Here is a 17,934-nt window from a genome sequence, read left to right as displayed (position 1 = left end):
TCGAGTTCTCGTGTAGGCAACGGGCAGTCTGCAAGAAAGCCCGCTCCATGCTTCTCATCCGCTCCGTCGTGTTCAATACCGCCTTCTACGCCAACATGATCCTGCGGATGATCGTGTTTGCTCCCTACTACTTCCTGGCTTCGCGAAAGGCCGCCTTCAGCGTCCCCAAGGGCTGGGCTTCATCCAGCAACTGGTTGATGGGCAAGATTGTCGGCGCGACCTTCGAAATCGAGGGGCTCGAGAATATTCCGGAAGGCGGCTGCATCTTTACGCCCAAGCACCAGTCTGTGTGGGACACCTTTGCGCTGATGCCCCACTATCCCGACCCGGTCTATATCCTGAAGCGCGAGCTTCTGTGGATCCCGCTGTTCGGATGGTATCTGGCCAGGCAGCGGATGATCCCGGTCAATCGCGGTGCCCGCGGCAAGGTCATGGTCGAGGTGATGAAGCGCACCAAGGAAGAGATGGAAAGCGGCCGCCAGCTGATCATCTACCCTGAGGGAACCCGTCGCTCGCCTGGCGCCGAGCCGGACTATCGCTACGGCATTGCCCGCATCTATCGCGATGCGAAGGTTCCGGTCGTCCCGGTCGTCGCCCATTGGGGGCTGTTCTGGGGACGCCGCAAGCTGGTGAAATATCCGGGCCATTTCAAGGTCCGGATCCTGCCGGCCATCCAGCCGGGAATGCAGCCGGATGCCTTCTACAAGCACCTGATCGAAACGCTGGAAACGGCAAGCGATCAGCTGCTGGTCGAGACCGTTGCGGCGAACCCGCATGTGCCGCTGCCTCCGACGGCGTCGAAACGTCTGGCGGAACTGAAAGCGCAACAAACGCCGGTTTGAGCGGGGAACTTCAGGCCGCAAGCGCTGCGGCAACCCCTTCCAGCCACAGGTCGCGAATACCGATCTGGGCGAGATGCTCGACGGTGTTGAACACATAGGCATCGTTGGGGCCGGACTGGCCGGCCGCGTGACGCACGATGCCAGCTGCTTTCTCGACATCCATCGCACCGGCATATTGCCGGTGCGAACGATCGACGACATAGGTGACGGCCTTCACCTGCCGCCCGTCCATCAGCGTGATCGGCACGATCTTTTCGAGATAGACATTGGTGACAAGTTCGCGACGACGCAGATACTCGATCGCATCGTCCCATTCGCCGCCAGCTACCCGGAAGGCCGCGCCCCTGCACGATCCGCCACGATCGAGCCCCATGACCAGACCCGGACGATCCGGCGTTCCACGGTGCACTGTCGACCAGATGCACAGCGACCGGCGAAAGCCGTAAACGCGGGCCTGCGCCTTCTCTTCGAACGGAAAGCCCGGGTTCCACATCAGCGATCCGTAGCCAAACACCCAAAATTCGTCCATATCGCACGCCATGCCGTCATCGAGATTTGCGAAAAGACCTTTGGGAGAACAACATGGCAGCGTCAAGCCGAAGCGGCGTCAGCAGAAAACTATGGATCCTGGCGAGTGCCGTCATTCTGGCGATAGCCCTTTATACGGCAGGCTGGTTCTATGCCGCATCGGTTCTGAAACAGAACACGCTGGCACTGCTGGGTAGCCAGCAGAAGCGCGGCATCGTCGCCGAATGCACCGATGCCGAATATCGCGGCTATCCTTTCCGTATAGGCCTGTTCTGCTCCAAGGTGACGGTGGATGACCGTGAAAACGGCATTTCGGGCACGTTCGGCGCTTTGCGCTCGGCAGCCCAGGTCTATGCGCCTGGTCACATCGTCTGGGAACTCGACGCACCCTCTGAAGTCCGCACCAGCCATGGCTTCTCCGTATCCACCACCTGGAAATCGCTGCAATCCAGTATCGCTGCCAAGCTGAAAGGCGTCGAGCGGGCGTCGATGGTCATCGAGGGCTCGCGCGCAAGCGTCGTTTCCGCGGCAAACACCCAGCCCTTCGACATCACCACCGACCGGACGGAAATCCACCTGCGCCAGAACGGCGACGATCTCGATGCCGCGATCTCGCTCGACGGCACCTCGACGACAGCCGAGGGCATGGCAGAGCTTCTGCCCAAGCTCAACGCTCTCGTGGACGTGACGCTTGCCGGTCGCGCCGGCATGATTGACGGCAGCGATCCGAACGGTACAGCACTCTACAATACCAAGGGCGAGCTTCGTTCCCTGAAGGCCGATCTCGGCGAGGGACGGGTTGCCACTATCTCCGGCCCCTTCTCCTTCGATGACGAAGGGCGCATGTCAGGCAAGCTCAAACTGCGCGTGGAAAAGATCGACGCGTGGCAGCAGAGCCTCGGCGAAGTGTTTCCGGATCTCGCATCGACCATCAAGACCGCGGCAAACATGCTGGCAGCGCTTGGAGGTGGTGAAAATGCCTCACTCGACATCACCATCCGGCGCGGCAAAGTTCTGGCGGGCGGGCTGATCCAGATCGGCGAAATTCCGCGGATCTGAGGCCGAGAGGCCTGCTTATTTCTTCACATCCAGTGCGTGCCGGCCGAAGTCCGGCGCGTCCACATCCTGGCCGGCCTGAACGATGGAGCGGCGGATGGTGCGGGTGCGGCTGAACAGTTCGAACAGCTTGTCGCCCTCGCCCCAGCGGATCGCGCGCTGCAGGTAGGCCAGATCTTCCGAAAACCGGGCCAGCATTTCCAGGATCGCATCCTTGTTGTGCAGGCAGACGTCCCGCCACATGGTGGGATCGGAGGCCGCAAGACGCGTGAAATCGCGGAAACCGGAGGCGGAATACTTGATGACTTCCGATTCGGTGACTGTTTCCAGATCATCCGCCGTGCCGACGATATTGTAGGCGATGATATGCGGCAGGTGGGAAACGATCGCGAGCACCTTGTCGTGGTGTTCGGGATCCATCTCGTCGATGCGCGAGCCGAGCGCTACCCAGAAGGCCTTCAACTGGTCGAGCGCCGCCTGATCTGTGTCCGGCAGCGGCGTGAAGATGCACCAGCGATCGCGAAACAGGCCGGGAAACCCCGCATCCGGACCGGACTTCTCGGTCCCGGCCAGCGGGTGACCGGGAATGAAATGCACGCCATCAGGCATATGCGGCGCCATCTGCGCGATGACCGAAGCTTTGGTCGAGCCGACATCGGTGACGATGGCACCCGGCTTCAGGCTGCCCGCGATCTGCTTGGCAACCGTTTCGGACGCACCGACAGGAACGGAGACGATAACGAGGTCGGCATCCTTCACCGCGTCGGCTGCAGACGCGTTGTATTCTGTGCCAAGCTCCAGCTCTTCGGCCCGCTTCAGCGTGTCGGCGCTGCGTGTCGAGATGACGACGTGATTGGCGAGCCCGAGCTCCTTCACGTCGCGCGCAATAGATGAGCCGATCAGGCCGATGCCGATCAGAGCGATCCGATCGAACTGCGGATGGGTCATGATGTCGGTCCCGTTGCTGTCAGCGTGCCAGAAATTCGCCGAGCGTTTCGATAACGCCGCGATTGGCCTCTTCCGAGCCGATCGTCATGCGCAGCGCGTTCGGCAGGCCATAGCCCTTGACGACCCGCAGGATATAGCCGCGGCTGGTGAGGAAGGCATCGGCATCCGGCGCACGCTTGCCGTCCACATCAGGGAAATGGATCAGCACAAAATTGGTGACCGACGGCGTGACCTTGAGCCCGAGCGTTTCAAATGCGTGGGTCAGCTTGTCGAGCCAGAGCGTGTTGTGCTCGACGGCCTTCTCGACGAACGCCCGATCGCGGATGGCCGCAGCACCTGCGGCAATCGCCGGCGCATTCAGGTTGAACGGTCCGCGGACGCGGTTGAGCGCATCGAGAATGGCGGCCGGGCCGTACATCCAGCCGATGCGAAGCGCCGCAAGACCGTAGGCCTTCGAGAAGGTCCGGCACATCACGACGTTCTTGCTGTTGGAAACGAGCTCGAGGCCGGCTTCGTAATCATTCTTCTTCACGTATTCCGCATAGGCCGCGTCGAGAACCAGGATGACGCTTTTCGGCAGGCCGGCATGCAGGCGGCGGATGTCGGATACCGGGACATAGGTACCGGTCGGATTGCCCGGATTGGCGATGAACACCATCTTCGTCTTGTCCGTGACCGCAGCGAGGATCGCGTCGACATCGACGGTGCAATCCTTTTCCGGCACTTCGATCGCCTTGGCGCCGGCACCCGTGACCTGGATCTTGTAGACGAGGAACCCGTGCTGGGTGATGATCGCCTCGTCGCCGGCACCGAGATAGACATGGCAAAGCAGGCCGAGCAGTTCATCCGAACCATTGCCGCAGATGATGTTGGCAGCGTTCAACCCGTGCACCGAGCCGATCGCTTCGCGCAGCGCCAAAGCCTGGCCATCCGGATAGAGTTCGAGGTGACCGGCTGCCTCGCGGAAGGCTTCGATCGCAGCCGGGCTCGCACCAAGCGGTGTTTCGTTGGACGAGAGCTTGAACACCCGCGCAACGCCGGGAGCATGATCCTTGCCGGGCACATAGGCGGCGATATCCAGAATGCCTGGACGCGGAACGGGCTCACTCGCAACGATGCTCATCGATTGGACCTTCTCGGTAATGCCTGTAGGCGGGGTATGCTCAGGCATTAAAGCTGAAAAGGCCCAATGTCGAGCCGGTTTTAAGAGCCTTTCGGCGTGTCGGGCTGCGTCCGCGTCGTCGGCACGCCGCGCGGTGCCATGACCGGCACGAACACGCGTCTCGACGCGCGCGCGGCAACCGGCAACCCTTGATACAGCCGCTTTTGCGCCTCCAGCACGATGACGCCGGAAAACACCGGCCAGAAGCGGCGACCGATACGATCGAACACCTGACGCATCTTCATGATCGTCCGCGCCTTCGAGGGCGGAAAGAACAGTGCCTCGGCGCTGGCGCCTGGCGTAAAGTTCGTCTCGCGCATCAACGTCGTCAACTGGCCCCGCGAATAGGGCCGGCCGGAGCCGAAAGGCGTATGCTCCATTCGTGCCCAGACACCGCGTCTGTTGGGAACGACGATCACCAGCCGCCCGCCGGGCGCCAGCACCCGCCAGATCTCCTTCAGAGTCTCGCGCGGGTTTTCGGCAAATTCCAGCGAATGCACCAGCAGCACGCGATCGACCGAACTGTCCGGCAGCGGCAACTCCTCGTCGAACACCAAAGCCGTGCTCGAAAGCTCGCCCGGCGGCCAGTTCACGGCCCCCTGCCCGGCCGGCATGAAGGCGAAGGTGCGCTCGGTATCGGCCCGGAAGTGATCGAGATAGGGGACCGCATAGCCGAGCCCGACCAGACGCTCCTCCGGCAGGCGCGCCCAGAGCGAAGACAACGCCACGACGATCGACTGCTCGGCAAACCGGCCAAGGGCAGAATGATAGAACTCACGCAGATCGACGATATCGACGGACAAGATAAATTGCTCGCTGAAGATGGTTGGACTTCAAGGCACCAGTCTCTACATTGTTCCACAAGTGGATTTGAGCAATAGGTGAGGCAGTATGAAGCCGTTGGAACTCGAAGTTTTTTCCTGCCGGAGCGATAATTTCGGCGTTCTCGTGCATGACCCGGAAAGCGGACTGACCGCTTCGATCGATGCGCCCGAAGAAAAACCGATCGTCGATGCCGCCGCCCGCCGTGGCTGGACGATCACCCACATCTTCACCACCCATCACCACACCGACCACGTGGAAGCAAACCTTGTGCTGAAGCAGAAGTTCGGACTGGAGATCATCGGCCCCGTCAACGAGGCGGTGGCGATCCCCGGCCTCGACCGGACGGTCGCAGATGGCGACGAGTTCCATTTCGGCGACCATCTCGTTCGCGTCATCGAAACGCCCGGGCACACGGCCGGCCATATCTGCTTCCATTTTCCGGACGACAAGATCCTGTTTGCCGCCGACACGCTGTTCGCACTCGGTTGCGGCCGCCTGTTCGAGCGGCCCGCCGCCGACATGTGGTCGTCGCTGCAGAAGCTCGCGGTTCTGCCGGATGAAACGGCGATCTATTTCGGCCATGAATACACGCTGTCCAACGCCCGTTTCGCGCTGACGATCGATCCGGACAACGAGCGGCTGAAGACCCGCGCCGCCGAGATCGAGGCCCTGCGCGCCGACGGAAAGTTCACCATTCCGACGATGATGGGCCTGGAAAAGGAAACCAACCCCTTCCTGCGCCCCGCCGATCCCGCGATCCGGCGCAACCTGATCATGGAAGGCAAGACCAACGAAGAAGTGTTTGCCGAAATCCGCAAGCGCAAGGACAATTTCTAAAACGATGACTGCGCAAGAGATCATCACTACTCTCGGCATGCAGCGCCACCCGGAAGGCGGCTGGTATGCGGAGACGTTTCGCGATGGAGACGGCACCGGGCGCGGTGCCTCGACGGCGATCTACTACTTGCTTCAAGCCGGCGAGAAATCGCACTGGCATCGGGTGCCCGATGCAGCGGAAGTCTGGCACTATTATGCCGGCGATCCGCTGCTTCTGAAGATCTCGGATGGAAAGACCGTCGAGGAAATCCGGCTCGGTGTGGATCTGGCCAGCGGCGAGCGGCCTCAAGCCGTGGTGCCGGCCGATGCCTGGCAGGCAGCAGAACCACTCGGCGCCTACACGCTGGTGGGCTGCACGGTCGCGCCGGGATTCGAGTTTGCGAGCTTCGAGATGGCAGCGCCTGGCTGGGAGCCGGGTTGAGGGCGTGCACAAACCCGAGCACAAACCGGTGTGGAGCGCCTAGTCTTCCTTGCGCTTGCCATACTTCCGTTCGTGCTGTCGCACTGTGAAATAGGCATAGGCCCATCCCAAAGCCGCGATCGAGAGCGGAAGAACGATGAACGCATATATCTGCAAACCTGTCATAGCAGCTTCCTCAATATACGCTTGCCTCCCCAATGTAGAATAGCGGCGGCAAAAAGCCAACCGGGTCCCACAACCGAAAGTATAAAAGCGTTTCCAGTCGAGACTGACGGCGCATAGATCGCCGCGGCGATCGGAGCAAACACGCCAACCGTGAGACAGGACGTCGACGCCCGGTCGAAGGAATTGGCGACGTACTTGGTTCGTTCGTTATGGATGATCGACATCGTCGGCAGATCACTCGCTGTTGCGATGGCAATCTAGCGGATAAGTTGCAGGCAACACACCCAAAGCCTGACGCTCAGGCTGCTAATCCGCTTCGACAGCTTTCGATTTCGGCCGCAGCATATCACGTGCAGCGAGCACCGCTCCACCGGTGATCAGTACGCAGGCCGCGAGGATGCGCCAGTCCGGTTCGGCAAAGCCGGAAAGCACTAGGATCAAGGTCGAGAGCAGCGGCGCGGCATAACTTGCGGCGCCGATCACCTGGATATCACCGTTCTTCACACCGTAATCCCAAGCGTAGAAGGCAGCGCCAACCGGCAGCAGGCCGAGGCCGACGACCGCCGCCCACTGGCTGGCGTCCGCCGGCCATATCGTGGTCTCCAGCGCCAGATGACACACAAGCGACAATAGCGATGTGGCGAGGCAGAACCCGGTCACCACGTCGGTCGAGACACGGTCGAAGCTGCGGGTAAGCAGCGAGTACCCCGCCCAGGTGAAGGCGCAGATGAAGGCTGTGCCATAACCCAGCGTATAGGCACCATCGAACGACAGGCCGTTGCGCGAGACGATGGCGATCGTGCCGCAAAGCCCGGCAACCGCACCGGCGACATGGTACCAGCGCAGCCGCTCGCCCGGCAGAAGCGCCGAGCCAACGACGATGAGCAGCGGCCAGAGATAGGCGATCAGTCCCGCCTCGACGGCCGGCGCATTGCGCAGCGCCGTGAAGTACAGGAAGTGGTAGCCGAATAATCCGCCGATCCCGATGATCCACACCTTGGCGGGCTGTTTGAGCAACCGGATGCGCTGCGGCCTGAAGGCGAACAGGATCAGCCCCGGCAGGCTGCCGATCGCAAACGTCATCGCGTTCATCTGGAAGGGCGGAACCTTGCCGGATGCTGCCGTCATCAGCGCCAAAAGCGACCACATCAGAATGGCCGTAAAACCGATCAGCGTCCCCCGGATCTTCACTATGCCTCCTTCGGCATAAGCCGATCTTCTAATCGCCGATCTTCACGGCCGTCACGTAGAGCGGCCCCATCCTGGTCGGGATACGGGCATAGACAGGAGCGTATACATTTGCGCCATCGGCCTTGGCAAACCAGATTTCCATCGGCGTCTTGCGAAGATACTCGATATCGGTGCGCCCGCGACGGAACCCGGATTTGGGCGTGTAGCGGATCGAGCAGACGATGGCCTCTCCCTTGAACCCTTCCGCCGCAAACGGCTTGGTGCCCATCGGCGACAGCACCAGATCCATGCGCGATTCACCGTCATAGATCGGCAACCGGTTCGGGCAGATCTTGGCATCCGCCGGAAAGATCAGGCCGCTCAACGGGTCGAGCACGGCGCGAAGATCCTTGTCCGTCACGGGCACCCAGTTTTCCCGGTTGCGACGCGGCGGCGGGGTGACCTTCGTATCGGTCACATTACCGTTGCTGTAGGAGATATCGTAGACGCGCTTCCTCTTTCCGACATTATAGACAAGATTATAGCGGTCAGCCTGCAGCTTCTGGCCCTCGATGCGACCCGTCACGCTGGTTTCCGCCGAAACCTTGCTGATGATATCGGCGATACCTGACGATTTGAACGTTCCGTTGATCTTGTACTGGCCGCCGTCGAATTCGCTCGAAAAGCTCGCCGTCGCGATCGGCAATATCCCGAGCGTGATACTGTAATGGCTGACCTGCCGGGTTTCGGCCGCCATCGAAGGCGTTGCTGCACCGAAACTCACAAGAGAGGACAGGGCGACGGCGAAATATGTGCGAGAAAGCATGAACGGCCCTGACGGATGAGATGGAAGCGACTTGCCTGGCGATAGTGACTGACCATAATGGCAAGAAAACAGCGACGCGCCAGCCGCAAAAGCACCAAGCGACGCCTTGAGAGTCGGAAACACAAGGTTTTGGCTTGACGCGCCGGACCTCACTGACTATAGAACCGCAACTTTCCAATCAGGACCAATTGGATCGGCATGTCGGGCATTGCCCGGAAATTGCTTCCGATTGCAGAATAGAACAAAGGTGTATCCCATGTCTCGTGTATGCGAACTGACCGGCAAGGGCGTAATGACCGGCAATAACGTCAGCCATGCCAACAACAAGACCCGTCGTCGGTTCCTGCCGAACCTGTGCCAGGTCACTCTGATCTCCGATTCGCTCGGCCAGCGCTTCCGTCTGCGGGTTTCCGCTCACGCGCTTCGCTCCGTTGAGCATCGCGGCGGTCTCGACGCTTTCCTTCTGAAGTCCAGCGAGACTGAGCTGTCCATGCGCGCTCGTCTCCTGCGTCGCCAGATTGCCAAGAAGACTGCAGAAGCAGCGACTGCTGCTGCTTAATCAGCACCTTCGACATCACCGGCTTTGAAGAGGGCTTGACCGGATAACCGGACAAGCCCTTTCTCATGGTCATATCCGCAACTGGTGGCATACCCCAGGATAAAAAAATGCAAGCGAAACGCTATACCCTTATCTATGCCCTGCTGATGGCAGCGGTCGTCGTCGCCTCGAACTTCCTCGTACAGTTCCCTGTCACAGGAGGCCTTTTCGGAGTAGCCCTTGGCGATCTCCTGACCTGGGGCGCTTTCACCTATCCCTTCGCCTTCCTCGTCACAGACCTGACCAACCGCCAGTTCGGAACGACAATCGCACGCCGTGTGGTTCTCGTCGGCTTCATCTTCGGCGTGACGCTGTCGCTCTGGGCATCCGCTCCACGCATCGCCATCGCCTCGGGCACCGCCTATCTGATCGGCCAGCTTCTGGACATCTCGGTGTTCAACCGCCTGCGTCGCCAGTCCTGGTGGCAGGCGCCGCTGGCAGGCTCGCTGCTCGGATCGGCGCTTGATACGCTGCTGTTCTTCTCGCTGGCATTTGCCCCGATCTTCGCCTTCCTCGGCGCCAATGACGACTTCGCCGTCGGCTGGTCTCCGATTCTGGGCGCACTCTCGACCGAAGCCCCGCGCTGGGTCTCTTGGGCGCTCGGCGACCTCGTGGTCAAGATCCTAGTCGGCATCGTTCTGTTGCTGCCCTATGGCGCGCTGATGACCGTGTTGCGGCCGATGCCGCAGGTCACTGCAAAGACCGTGTGACATAATCAAGGGGAGCCTGCAGCTCCCCTTTCTTATTCCGCGAGCCGAAATTCCAGCATCAGGTTGCGCTGCAGGAAGTTGCCGTTGTCGTCGGAGACGAGGATGAGATGCGGGCGGCCGTCGGGTGCCTCGATCACGTCGAGACCTTCCATATTGTCGATCGCGTAGGTCATGTCCGCTTCGAGCAGGATTTCACCGTCGATTAGGGCATCCGGACGGATCTGTGCGGCGTCGAAGCGGCGGATGCGCATGCCGAGGCCGCCGAGAAAGCTGAAGCGGCGCTCCAGCAACAGAAAGTCGCCATCAGGAAGAAATGCGCCATCGGTCGCGTCATAGGGGTCGTGACGGACGATCTTGAAAACGCCCTTCAGCGGTCCCTCGAGAATGGCCGCAAACATGTTGCCGTTCTGATCGAGGCTGTGTTCCGTGACCGTCACGAGCGAGCCCTTGAGCGGGCTGTCTTCAGGCGAGAGTGCCAGCGTTTCCATGCCGGCATTCATCCGCAACTCCCTACGGGGAAAGACGAAGTCTATGGTGCGCGTCGGGCCTGAAGCCTCGAAACCGGGATCCGGATAGGTTTCGATGCGGTGCAGCTGCTCGAAGCTTACCATTGCCTCGCCCTTACGCAGGGCAAGACCCTCCGCATCCGAATGGAACTTCGACCCCGGCCGCCCGCCCCTGTAGAGCAGTGGCGACACCTGCAGGCGGCTGAGACCCGAGAGACGGCCCTCCGCATCCCGTTCGATCTGCCCGGTCAGCCAGTGACCGGTATCGAGCACCGAAACAAAACTCTTACCGTCCGGACGGAATCGGATCGCGGATAGCGATTGCAGCATGCTGTCATTTGAGGAGAACTGCAGCCCGCCCAAAAATTCGAGCTTGCCGAAACGGGTGGCGTCAGAGCCCGTCTTGAAACGGGAAATGGTATGGACACTCGCCTCTACATCAGGACCTGCGGCACCGGCCGGCAGAGCGGCCAGTGCAGTCGACATCAGAGCCGCAGCTACGGCGACGCGGAAGGACTTCACCGAAGCCCTCAGCCTGCCCGTCGCATACGGCCACCGCGGGCGCCACGGGCGCCCTGTGCCGACGACTTATCGGCAAAGAGTTCGGCCAACTGCTCGGTCATCGCACCTGCCAACTCGTCTGCGTCGACGATGGTCACGGCATTGCGATAGTAGCGCGTCACATCGTGACCGATGCCGATCGCCAGCAGTTCGACCGGAGACTTGGTCTCGACCTGTTCGATGACGGCGCGCAGGTGCCGTTCCAGATAATTGCCCGGGTTGACCGAAAGCGTCGAATCGTCGACCGGCGCGCCGTCCGAGATCATCATCAGGATCTTGCGCTGTTCCGGCCGCGCGATGAGACGGTTATGCGCCCACATCAGCGCTTCGCCGTCGATGTTTTCCTTGAGCAGGCCTTCGCGCATCATCAGGCCGAGATTGCGGCGCGAGCGGCGCCACGGTGCATCGGCGGACTTGTAGACGATGTGGCGCAGGTCGTTGAGACGGCCCGGCGTCGCGGGCTTGCCGTTCGCAAGCCAGTTCTCGCGGCTCTGGCCGCCCTTCCAGGCTTTGGTGGTAAAGCCGAGGATCTCCACCTTCACGCCGCAGCGTTCCAGCGTGCGAGCAAGAATGTCGGCGCAGGTTGCCGCAACCGTGATCGGCCGGCCGCGCATGGAGCCGGAATTATCGATCACCAGCGTCACGACCGTATCGCGGAACTGCGTATCGCGTTCCTTCTTGAAGGACAGCGGCTGCATCGGGTCGATGATCAGACGCACGAGACGGGCCGGATCCAGATAGCCCTCCTCCAGGTCGAAATCCCACGAGCGGTTCTGCTGCGCCATCAGGCGGCGCTGCAGCCGGTTGGCGAGACGACCGACGGCGCCCTGCAGATGCGCAAGCTGCTTGTCGAGGAATGCGCGCAGCCGCTCAAGTTCGGCTTCGTCACACAGCTCTTCGGCAGTGATTTCCTCGTCGAATTCCTGCGTGAAGATGTGATAATCCACCTTCTCGTTGAAATCGTCGAACGGGCTGTTCGGGCGGCGGGTTTCGCCCGGCGTCTCGGAGTGATCGTCGCTTTCGTCGGACATCTCCTCGTCCGACATTTCGGCGCCGTCCATCTCGCCTTCGTCCATGTCGTCGTCGGCAACATCGCTCTGTTCGGCGGGCGCGGCATCAGAGCCGGCTTCTTCCTCGACTTCCTCGTTCTCGGTCTCGCCGCTGCTCGGCTGTTCCTCGTCGTTCTGGTTGTCGATGTCTTCAGGCTCGCTCTCGTCGCCAGCGAGATCCTCTGCCATCTGCATGGATGACAGCATGCGGCGCACGACCTTGGAAAAGGCCTGCTGGTCCTCGATGACATTTCTCAGATTGTCGAGGTCGCCGGAGGCCTTGTCCTCGATGAACGGACGCCAGAGGTCGAGCACCTTGCCGGCACTTTCGGGCGGCTTCACGCCGGTCAGCTTCTCGCGAACCAGCATGGCGATCGCTTCGCCGATCGGTGCGTCTTCCTGACGCTCGACGCCGGTAAAATTCGCCTTGGCGTATTTTTCCTGATGCATCGAGTTGAGGTTGGAGGCAACGCCGGTCATTCGCAGCGCGCCGATCGATTCGATCCGGGCCTGTTCGACCGCATCGAACACGGTGCGCGCATCCGATCCCTGCGGTGCCAGATTGGCATGCACGGCCGTATCGTGGCAGGCAATCCGCAGCGCCATGGAATCGCCGAGGCCGCGGGTAACGGCAAGCTCATGGGCCGTCGGGCGCCTGGAGATTTCAGGCAGACGAATGCGATCTCCGGCGAGGCCGGGGCGCTCGTTGGCGAACGACACCTCGACCTCGCCATTGCCGGCAATCGACCGGACGCAGCCGGTGATCGCCCGGCGCAACGGCTCGGTATCGACCATGCCGCTGGACTTGGGTTTCGAATTGTCTCCACGACCTGACATGGCCTGCATTTCCTTCGCTTGGCGCGTTAGGTCACGCCCCTGACGACGTTAAGCGCCGAGAACCATGTTGGCGGCACTTTCCTTGAGCTCGACGCCGAAGGCGCGCTGATACTGTTCGGCCACCAGCGTGCGCTCAAGCTCGTCGCACTTGTTGAGGAAGGTGATGCGGAAGGCAAAGGCGACATCACCGAAGATCTCGGCATTCTCGGCCCAGGTGATGACCGTACGCGGGCTCATCACGGTGGAGAGGTCGCCGTTGATGAAGGCGGAGCGGGTCAGATCGGCGACGCGCACCATCTTCGACACGGTTTCGCGACCTTCAGCCGTCTTGCCGAACGACTTTACCTTGGCGGCAACGATATCGACTTCCTTCTGGTGCGGCAGGTAGTTCAACGTGGTGACGATCGACCAGCGGTCCATCTGTGCCTGGTTGATCTGCTGAGTGCCGTGATAAAGGCCGGTCGTATCGCCCAGACCGACCGTGTTGGCGGTCGAGAAGATGCGGAATGCCGGGTGCGGACGAATGACGCGGCTCTGGTCGAGGAGCGTCAGGCGGCCCGACGATTCCAGCACGCGCTGGATGACGAACATCACGTCGGGACGGCCTGCATCGTACTCATCGAACACAAGTGCGACATTGTGCTGGTAGGCCCAGGGCAGGATGCCGTCCTTGAATTCTGTAACCTGCTTGCCGTCCTTCAGGACGATCGCGTCCTTGCCGACGAGATCGATACGGCTGACGTGGCTGTCGAGGTTGACGCGCACGCAGGGCCAGTTGAGGCGGGCCGCAACCTGCTCGATATGGGTCGATTTGCCGGTCCCGTGGAAACCGGACACCATGACGCGGCGGTTATGGGCAAAGCCTGCGAGGATAGCGAGCGTCGTGTCGCGGTCGAACAGGTAGTCCGGATCGAGGTCCGGAACGTAAGGGTCGCCGTGGCTGTAGGCCGGAACCCTCAAATCGGTATCAATGCCGAAAACTTCCCGGACAGATACTGTGGTGTCGGGAAGGTTGGAAATGTCTAAGTCGATCTTGCTCATCATAACTCCAGGGCACGGGCAAATGCCCGGCCTTCATCCTCGCTGCCATATGTTTTTACGGCTTAGCAGAAACCCGCCTGCTTCAACAACTGGTATGCTTGAATGACAGCGCGAAAACGGTCTTCAGAACCGCGGTCTCCGCCATTGGCATCCGGGTGGTGCTTCTTGACCAGTTCCTTGTAGCGCCGCTTGATATCGGTCGAATTCGAGTTTGCCGCCAGTTCCAGCGTATCGAAAGCCTTGGCTTCCAGCGTTTTCAGCTTTCGTCCCTGCGTTTCGAACCGTCCACCGGTGCCCGCCCGGGCCTGAGAAACGAACCCGAACGGATCCTTGAAACGCTGCTGCGCGTAAGCGGTTCCGCTGGCACCGCCCGCACTCGAGCGCGCGCTCGAATGCAACGGCCCGTCTTTCGCCGCCTTGTTGACGCCAACTGTCCATGTGGGGCGATGACCAGTGATCGCCTCCTTCTGGTAGCGCGCAATCTCGCCATCCGACAGGCCGGAGAAATAGTTGTAACCCTTGTTGTATTCCTTCACATGCTCGAAGCAGAACAGGAAGAACTGTCCCTCGGCATTTCGACCCACGGGCGCGCGGTGGGCGCCGGGCTTGTCGCACCCGTCCCACTGGCAGGTCGGAGCCTGCGCAGCCGTTTCCTGCTGCCTGTTCCGGCGCGTCCGGATACGGTCGAAATATTTGGAATCGAGTTTCATAAGGCTCCTATTATGGGGCCGCCTTCAGGACGGGACAAGAATTGACAAACCGGTTTGTTGCTGGTTTCTGAGATGCCCCTCTGCGTCGCCCTGTCTGCCATCAAAGGAAACCGAACATGACCGTAAGAGCCCGCATCGAAGCCACGCTTCGCGTCAACCTTTCCCCCGATCGGCTCGAGGTGATCGACGAAAGCCAGCATCACGCCGGACATCAGCCGGATATTACAGGAACCGGCGAGACCCATATGCGGGTGCGGATCGTGTCTCCGGCATTTGCGGGAAAGAGCCGGCTCGACCGGCACCGGGCGGTGAATGCGCTGCTGAAGCCCGAACTTGACGCAGGCCTGCACGCGCTGGCCGTGGAAGCTGCAGCACCGGGCGAAGCGACGCGCTGGTAGCGGAGACTTATTCGCCGGGCAGCGCTGTCTCGGCTGCCGGGCGGATTCTCAGCCGCGTGATGCGGTTCTTCTCGCGCTTCAGGACGATGAAGCGCTTGCCGTGGAAGGTGAAGGCCTGGCGCTCTTCGGGGATGAGCTTGGATTCGTGAATGACGAGGCCGGCGATCGTCGTTGCCTCCTGATCCGGAAGGCTCCAGCCGAGCGCCCGGTTGAGATCTCGGATCGGCACCGAGCCATCGACCAGGATCGAGCCGTCCGCTTCCTGGCGCACGCCACGGACCTCGATATCGTGCTCGTCTGCGATATCGCCGACGATTTCCTCGAGAATATCCTCCAGCGTGACGATGCCCTGCACCTCGCCATATTCGTCGACCACGACCGCGAAATGCACCTTGCGCTTCAGGAACGCGGCAAGCTGGTCCTTGAGGCTGGTACTATCAGGCACAAACCACGGCCGCTGGGCGATCTTCACAACATCGACAGGGGCCCCGTCGGCCTCCACGTCGGCAAGTGTGCGCAACAGGTCCTTGGCATGCAGCACGCCGATAATGTTTTCGGTCGAATTGCGCCACACCGGCATGCGGGTATAGGGGCTTTCCAACACGGTGCGCACCAGAACCTCGGGCGGATCGTCGGCGTTCAAGGCGCGCATGACGGTGCGATGCCGCATAACGTCGGAGACTTCGAGCTCCTGAAGCTCGAACAGTCCGCTCAGCCGGTTGCGGTCCCGCTGCACGGGATCGCGCTCCCGGTGCCGGGCCTCGAGTGCCGAATGCAGATCGTCGCGGTCCGCAAAGACCAGCGTTTCCGGTGACAGCGACAGGCCGGACATGCGAAGCAGGCGGCGGATGACCGCGTTCAGCAGGCGCGATGGCAGGCTGCGTTTCGCGCTCATCGGCTCCGCTTTTCGTCAAGAAAGCTCAGCACTTCGGAAGACGGTACATCGTCGGCAACAAAGGACTGGCCGATCCCGTGGGTGAGGATAAAGGTGAGCTTGCCGCTCTTGACCTTCTTGTCCTGCGCAATCGCATCGAGAAGCCTTTGCGTCGGCGGCAGTTCGCCCGGAATGTCGCTGATCCGGGTCGGCAGGCCGACGGCCTTCAGATGCGCCTCGACGCGGCTGGCATCATCAGGGCTTGCAAGGTTCATGCGGGCCGAAAACTGGTAGGCCAGAACCATGCCGATCGCGACGCCTTCACCATGAACGAGGCGCCTTCCGTCATAGTCGACGGCGGCTTCCAGCGCATGGCCGAACGTGTGGCCGAGATTGAGAAGCGCCCGACGGCCGGTCTCGCGCTCGTCTTCGACCACCACATCGGATTTCGACTGGCAGCTTCTGGCAATCGCCTCGATCCGCTCCGGCGCACCTGAGAACACGGCCTTCCAGTTCTTTTCCAGCCATTCGAAGAAATCCGGCTGGTCGATCAGTCCGTATTTGGCGACCTCGGCGTAACCTGCCCGAAACTCCCGCTCGGACAGCGTGTCGAGGGCTGCGGTATCGGCGAGAACCAGATCCGGCTGATGGAAGACGCCGAGCAGGTTCTTGCCGTGACGGGTGTTGATGCCCGTCTTGCCGCCGACGGACGAATCCACCTGCGCCAGAAGCGAGGTCGGGATCTGCACGAAGCGCACGCCACGCCGCACGATGCCTGCCGCAAAACCTGCGAGATCGCCGATCACGCCGCCGCCAAGCGCGATCACGGCATCGTTACGTTCGATCCGGGCCGACAGAACCATGTCGCACACCGTTGACAGGTGTTCGAGGCTCTTGGTCTTTTCGCCGGCCGGCAGCGTCAGCGACACGGCTTCGATGCCATCGGTCTGGAGGCTGTCCATCAGCGCTTCGAGATAGAGCGGTGCCACGTTTTCGTCCGTTACGATCGCCGCGCGCCGGCCTTTCAGCCGCGACGTGATCTCGCCGCCCGCGCGCTCGATGAGGCCGGGGCCGATCAGAATATCGTAGGCGCGCCCTTGGAGCGGCACATGCACCAGGCGTTCGGAAGCACGGGAGAATTGGTTCATGGCATGTCACCTGTCTTTGCAAGGCCGGCCTTGGGAAGCCCGGCCAGCGCTTTTAGCACCTCGTTGACCATCACGTCCTTGCGGACATTATGCGACAGCACGGTGAGATCGGCTTCGGCATAGATCGGGTAGCGCTGGATCATCAGGTTCTCCAGCGTCTGCTTCGGGTTTTCGGTTTTCAGAAGCGGGCGGTGATCGCGCCGGTTGACGCGCTCCCACAGAACATCCAGATCCGCCTTCAGCCACAGCGAAACGCCGCCGGCCTTGATCTGCGCGCGGGTCGCCTCGTTGATGAAGGCACCGCCGCCGGTCGAGACCACCCGCGGTCCCTGCTTCAGCAACCGCTCGATGACCCGCGTTTCCAGTGCCCGGAATTCCGTTTCGCCGTATGCGGCAAAAAGCTCCGAGATCGTCATGCGGGAAACTTTTTCGATTTCCGCGTCCGTATCGACGAAGGGCACGTTGAGCGCCTGGGCGACCAGCTTTCCGATCACCGACTTGCCCGCTCCCATCAGGCCGACAAGGGTCAGGTTGCGGCCACCGAGTGCCGCGCTCGCCCGCTGCTTGAGCGACTGTTCCGCAATGGATGCAACTTCGTTCATCGTCTCGTCCGTTTGCGAAACGGTATCGACAAATGCGGGATGGGCGTCAAGCCGCGCGGCGCCTGAAACACCGCCCTCACCGTTTCTTCTTGTCGATCTATAAACATTTACGGATATAGT

The 17,934-nt window shown here is 61.3% G+C and carries 20 protein-coding genes and 1 pseudogene; 7 read left to right on the top strand and 14 right to left on the bottom strand.

Going from position 1 to position 17,934, the window contains the following annotated elements:
* Nucleotides 1–47: 47 nt before the first annotated feature.
* Nucleotides 48–842 (top strand): lysophospholipid acyltransferase family protein, encoded by a 795-nt coding sequence (locus tag ACQY1J_RS05910; protein ID WP_174197107.1) that lies wholly within the window; start codon nucleotides 48–50, stop codon nucleotides 840–842.
* 10 nt (nucleotides 843–852) lie between these two features.
* Here the strand turns inward: ACQY1J_RS05910 and ACQY1J_RS05905 are convergent, their stop codons facing one another.
* Nucleotides 853–1,371 carry a gamma-glutamylcyclotransferase gene (locus ACQY1J_RS05905; RefSeq protein WP_092660949.1) on the bottom strand — a complete coding sequence of 173 codons (519 nt, stop codon included), beginning with the start codon at nucleotides 1,369–1,371 and terminating at the stop codon, nucleotides 853–855.
* Nucleotides 1,372–1,424: 53 nt separating this feature from the next.
* Here ACQY1J_RS05905 and ACQY1J_RS05900 point away from each other — a divergent pair, with 53 nt between their 5' ends.
* On the top strand, nucleotides 1,425–2,429 hold the full coding sequence (locus tag ACQY1J_RS05900) for a DUF2125 domain-containing protein (RefSeq protein ID WP_430242036.1): 1,005 nt from the start codon (nucleotides 1,425–1,427) through the stop codon (nucleotides 2,427–2,429).
* Nucleotides 2,430–2,444: 15 nt separating this feature from the next.
* On the opposite strand, the gene ACQY1J_RS05895 is transcribed toward ACQY1J_RS05900, so the two are convergent.
* From ACQY1J_RS05895 to ACQY1J_RS05885, 3 genes are all read right to left on the bottom strand, one after another.
* Entirely contained in the window at nucleotides 2,445–3,374 is a 930-nt protein-coding gene (locus ACQY1J_RS05895) for a prephenate/arogenate dehydrogenase family protein (protein WP_430250921.1), read from the bottom strand.
* A 19-nt stretch (nucleotides 3,375–3,393) separates the two neighbouring features.
* Complete coding sequence (hisC, locus tag ACQY1J_RS05890) at nucleotides 3,394–4,497, bottom strand: histidinol-phosphate transaminase (RefSeq protein ID WP_430250920.1); 1,104 nt, start codon at nucleotides 4,495–4,497, stop codon at nucleotides 3,394–3,396.
* Nucleotides 4,498–4,577: 80 nt separating this feature from the next.
* Entirely contained in the window at nucleotides 4,578–5,339 is a 762-nt protein-coding gene (locus ACQY1J_RS05885) for a class I SAM-dependent methyltransferase (protein ID WP_062461762.1), read from the bottom strand.
* A gap of 88 nt (nucleotides 5,340–5,427) precedes the next feature.
* Between ACQY1J_RS05885 and gloB the strand changes: the two genes are divergently transcribed.
* On the top strand, nucleotides 5,428–6,198 hold the full coding sequence (gloB, locus tag ACQY1J_RS05880) for a hydroxyacylglutathione hydrolase (RefSeq protein ID WP_430250919.1): 771 nt from the start codon (nucleotides 5,428–5,430) through the stop codon (nucleotides 6,196–6,198).
* Nucleotides 6,199–6,202: 4 nt separating this feature from the next.
* The gene (locus ACQY1J_RS05875) at nucleotides 6,203–6,619 is read left to right on the top strand and encodes a cupin domain-containing protein (protein ID WP_430250918.1); all 417 of its coding nucleotides are present in this window, start codon (nucleotides 6,203–6,205) and stop codon (nucleotides 6,617–6,619) included.
* 39 nt (nucleotides 6,620–6,658) lie between these two features.
* On the opposite strand, the gene ACQY1J_RS05870 is transcribed toward ACQY1J_RS05875, so the two are convergent.
* The 3 genes from ACQY1J_RS05870 to ACQY1J_RS05860 form a co-directional block, all read right to left on the bottom strand.
* On the bottom strand, nucleotides 6,659–6,784 hold the full coding sequence (locus tag ACQY1J_RS05870; protein WP_256413811.1) for a hypothetical protein: 126 nt from the start codon (nucleotides 6,782–6,784) through the stop codon (nucleotides 6,659–6,661).
* A gap of 306 nt (nucleotides 6,785–7,090) precedes the next feature.
* Nucleotides 7,091–7,975, bottom strand: coding sequence for an aromatic amino acid exporter YddG (gene yddG / locus ACQY1J_RS05865; protein WP_174197112.1), 885 nt, complete (start codon nucleotides 7,973–7,975; stop codon nucleotides 7,091–7,093).
* Between the two features lie 28 nt (nucleotides 7,976–8,003).
* Entirely contained in the window at nucleotides 8,004–8,780 is a 777-nt protein-coding gene (locus ACQY1J_RS05860; protein WP_113111780.1) for a DUF3108 domain-containing protein, read from the bottom strand.
* 256 nt (nucleotides 8,781–9,036) lie between these two features.
* Between ACQY1J_RS05860 and rpmB the strand changes: the two genes are divergently transcribed.
* Nucleotides 9,037–9,339, top strand: coding sequence for a 50S ribosomal protein L28 (rpmB, locus tag ACQY1J_RS05855; protein ID WP_062461777.1), 303 nt, complete (start codon nucleotides 9,037–9,039; stop codon nucleotides 9,337–9,339).
* 107 nt (nucleotides 9,340–9,446) lie between these two features.
* Nucleotides 9,447–10,088: a queuosine precursor transporter gene (locus ACQY1J_RS05850; RefSeq protein WP_430250917.1), complete on the top strand. Its 642-nt coding sequence runs from the start codon at nucleotides 9,447–9,449 to the stop codon at nucleotides 10,086–10,088.
* A gap of 32 nt (nucleotides 10,089–10,120) precedes the next feature.
* Here the strand turns inward: ACQY1J_RS05850 and ACQY1J_RS05845 are convergent, their stop codons facing one another.
* The 4 genes from ACQY1J_RS05845 to ACQY1J_RS05830 form a co-directional block, all read right to left on the bottom strand.
* The gene (locus ACQY1J_RS05845) at nucleotides 10,121–11,080 is read right to left on the bottom strand and encodes an esterase-like activity of phytase family protein (RefSeq protein WP_174197236.1); all 960 of its coding nucleotides are present in this window, start codon (nucleotides 11,078–11,080) and stop codon (nucleotides 10,121–10,123) included.
* 44 nt (nucleotides 11,081–11,124) lie between these two features.
* Nucleotides 11,125–13,041: a cobaltochelatase subunit CobT gene (cobT, locus tag ACQY1J_RS05840; protein WP_430250916.1), complete on the bottom strand. Its 1,917-nt coding sequence runs from the start codon at nucleotides 13,039–13,041 to the stop codon at nucleotides 11,125–11,127.
* Between the two features lie 48 nt (nucleotides 13,042–13,089).
* Complete coding sequence (cobS, locus tag ACQY1J_RS05835; RefSeq protein WP_430250915.1) at nucleotides 13,090–14,082, bottom strand: cobaltochelatase subunit CobS; 993 nt, start codon at nucleotides 14,080–14,082, stop codon at nucleotides 13,090–13,092.
* Between the two features lie 62 nt (nucleotides 14,083–14,144).
* Nucleotides 14,145–14,792, bottom strand: coding sequence for a J domain-containing protein (locus ACQY1J_RS05830; protein ID WP_062461786.1), 648 nt, complete (start codon nucleotides 14,790–14,792; stop codon nucleotides 14,145–14,147).
* A 116-nt stretch (nucleotides 14,793–14,908) separates the two neighbouring features.
* Between ACQY1J_RS05830 and ACQY1J_RS05825 the strand changes: the two genes are divergently transcribed.
* Nucleotides 14,909–15,190: a BolA family protein gene (locus tag ACQY1J_RS05825; protein WP_430250914.1), complete on the top strand. Its 282-nt coding sequence runs from the start codon at nucleotides 14,909–14,911 to the stop codon at nucleotides 15,188–15,190.
* Nucleotides 15,191–15,197: 7 nt separating this feature from the next.
* On the opposite strand, the pseudogene ACQY1J_RS05820 reads toward ACQY1J_RS05825, so the two are convergent.
* The 3 genes and pseudogenes from ACQY1J_RS05820 to ACQY1J_RS05810 all read right to left on the bottom strand — a co-directional run.
* Nucleotides 15,198–16,061, bottom strand: a pseudogene (locus tag ACQY1J_RS05820) (transporter associated domain-containing protein); the annotation flags it as partial.
* 20 nt (nucleotides 16,062–16,081) lie between these two features.
* Nucleotides 16,082–17,212, bottom strand: a complete 1,131-nt coding sequence (gene aroB, locus ACQY1J_RS05815) for a 3-dehydroquinate synthase (protein ID WP_430250913.1) — start codon at nucleotides 17,210–17,212, stop codon at nucleotides 16,082–16,084.
* Nucleotides 17,209–17,814 carry a shikimate kinase gene (locus tag ACQY1J_RS05810; protein WP_209902254.1) on the bottom strand — a complete coding sequence of 202 codons (606 nt, stop codon included), beginning with the start codon at nucleotides 17,812–17,814 and terminating at the stop codon, nucleotides 17,209–17,211. Before ACQY1J_RS05810 ends, aroB begins: the two co-directional genes overlap by 4 nt.
* Nucleotides 17,815–17,934: the final 120 nt, after the last annotated feature.

The sequence above is a fragment of the Neorhizobium sp. DAR64860/K0K1 genome, assembly GCF_050500205.1.
Taxonomy (GTDB): domain Bacteria; phylum Pseudomonadota; class Alphaproteobacteria; order Rhizobiales; family Rhizobiaceae; genus Neorhizobium; species Neorhizobium soli.
The sequence above is the reverse complement of the archived record's forward strand: the minus strand, read 5'-3'. Positions and strand labels throughout refer to the sequence as shown.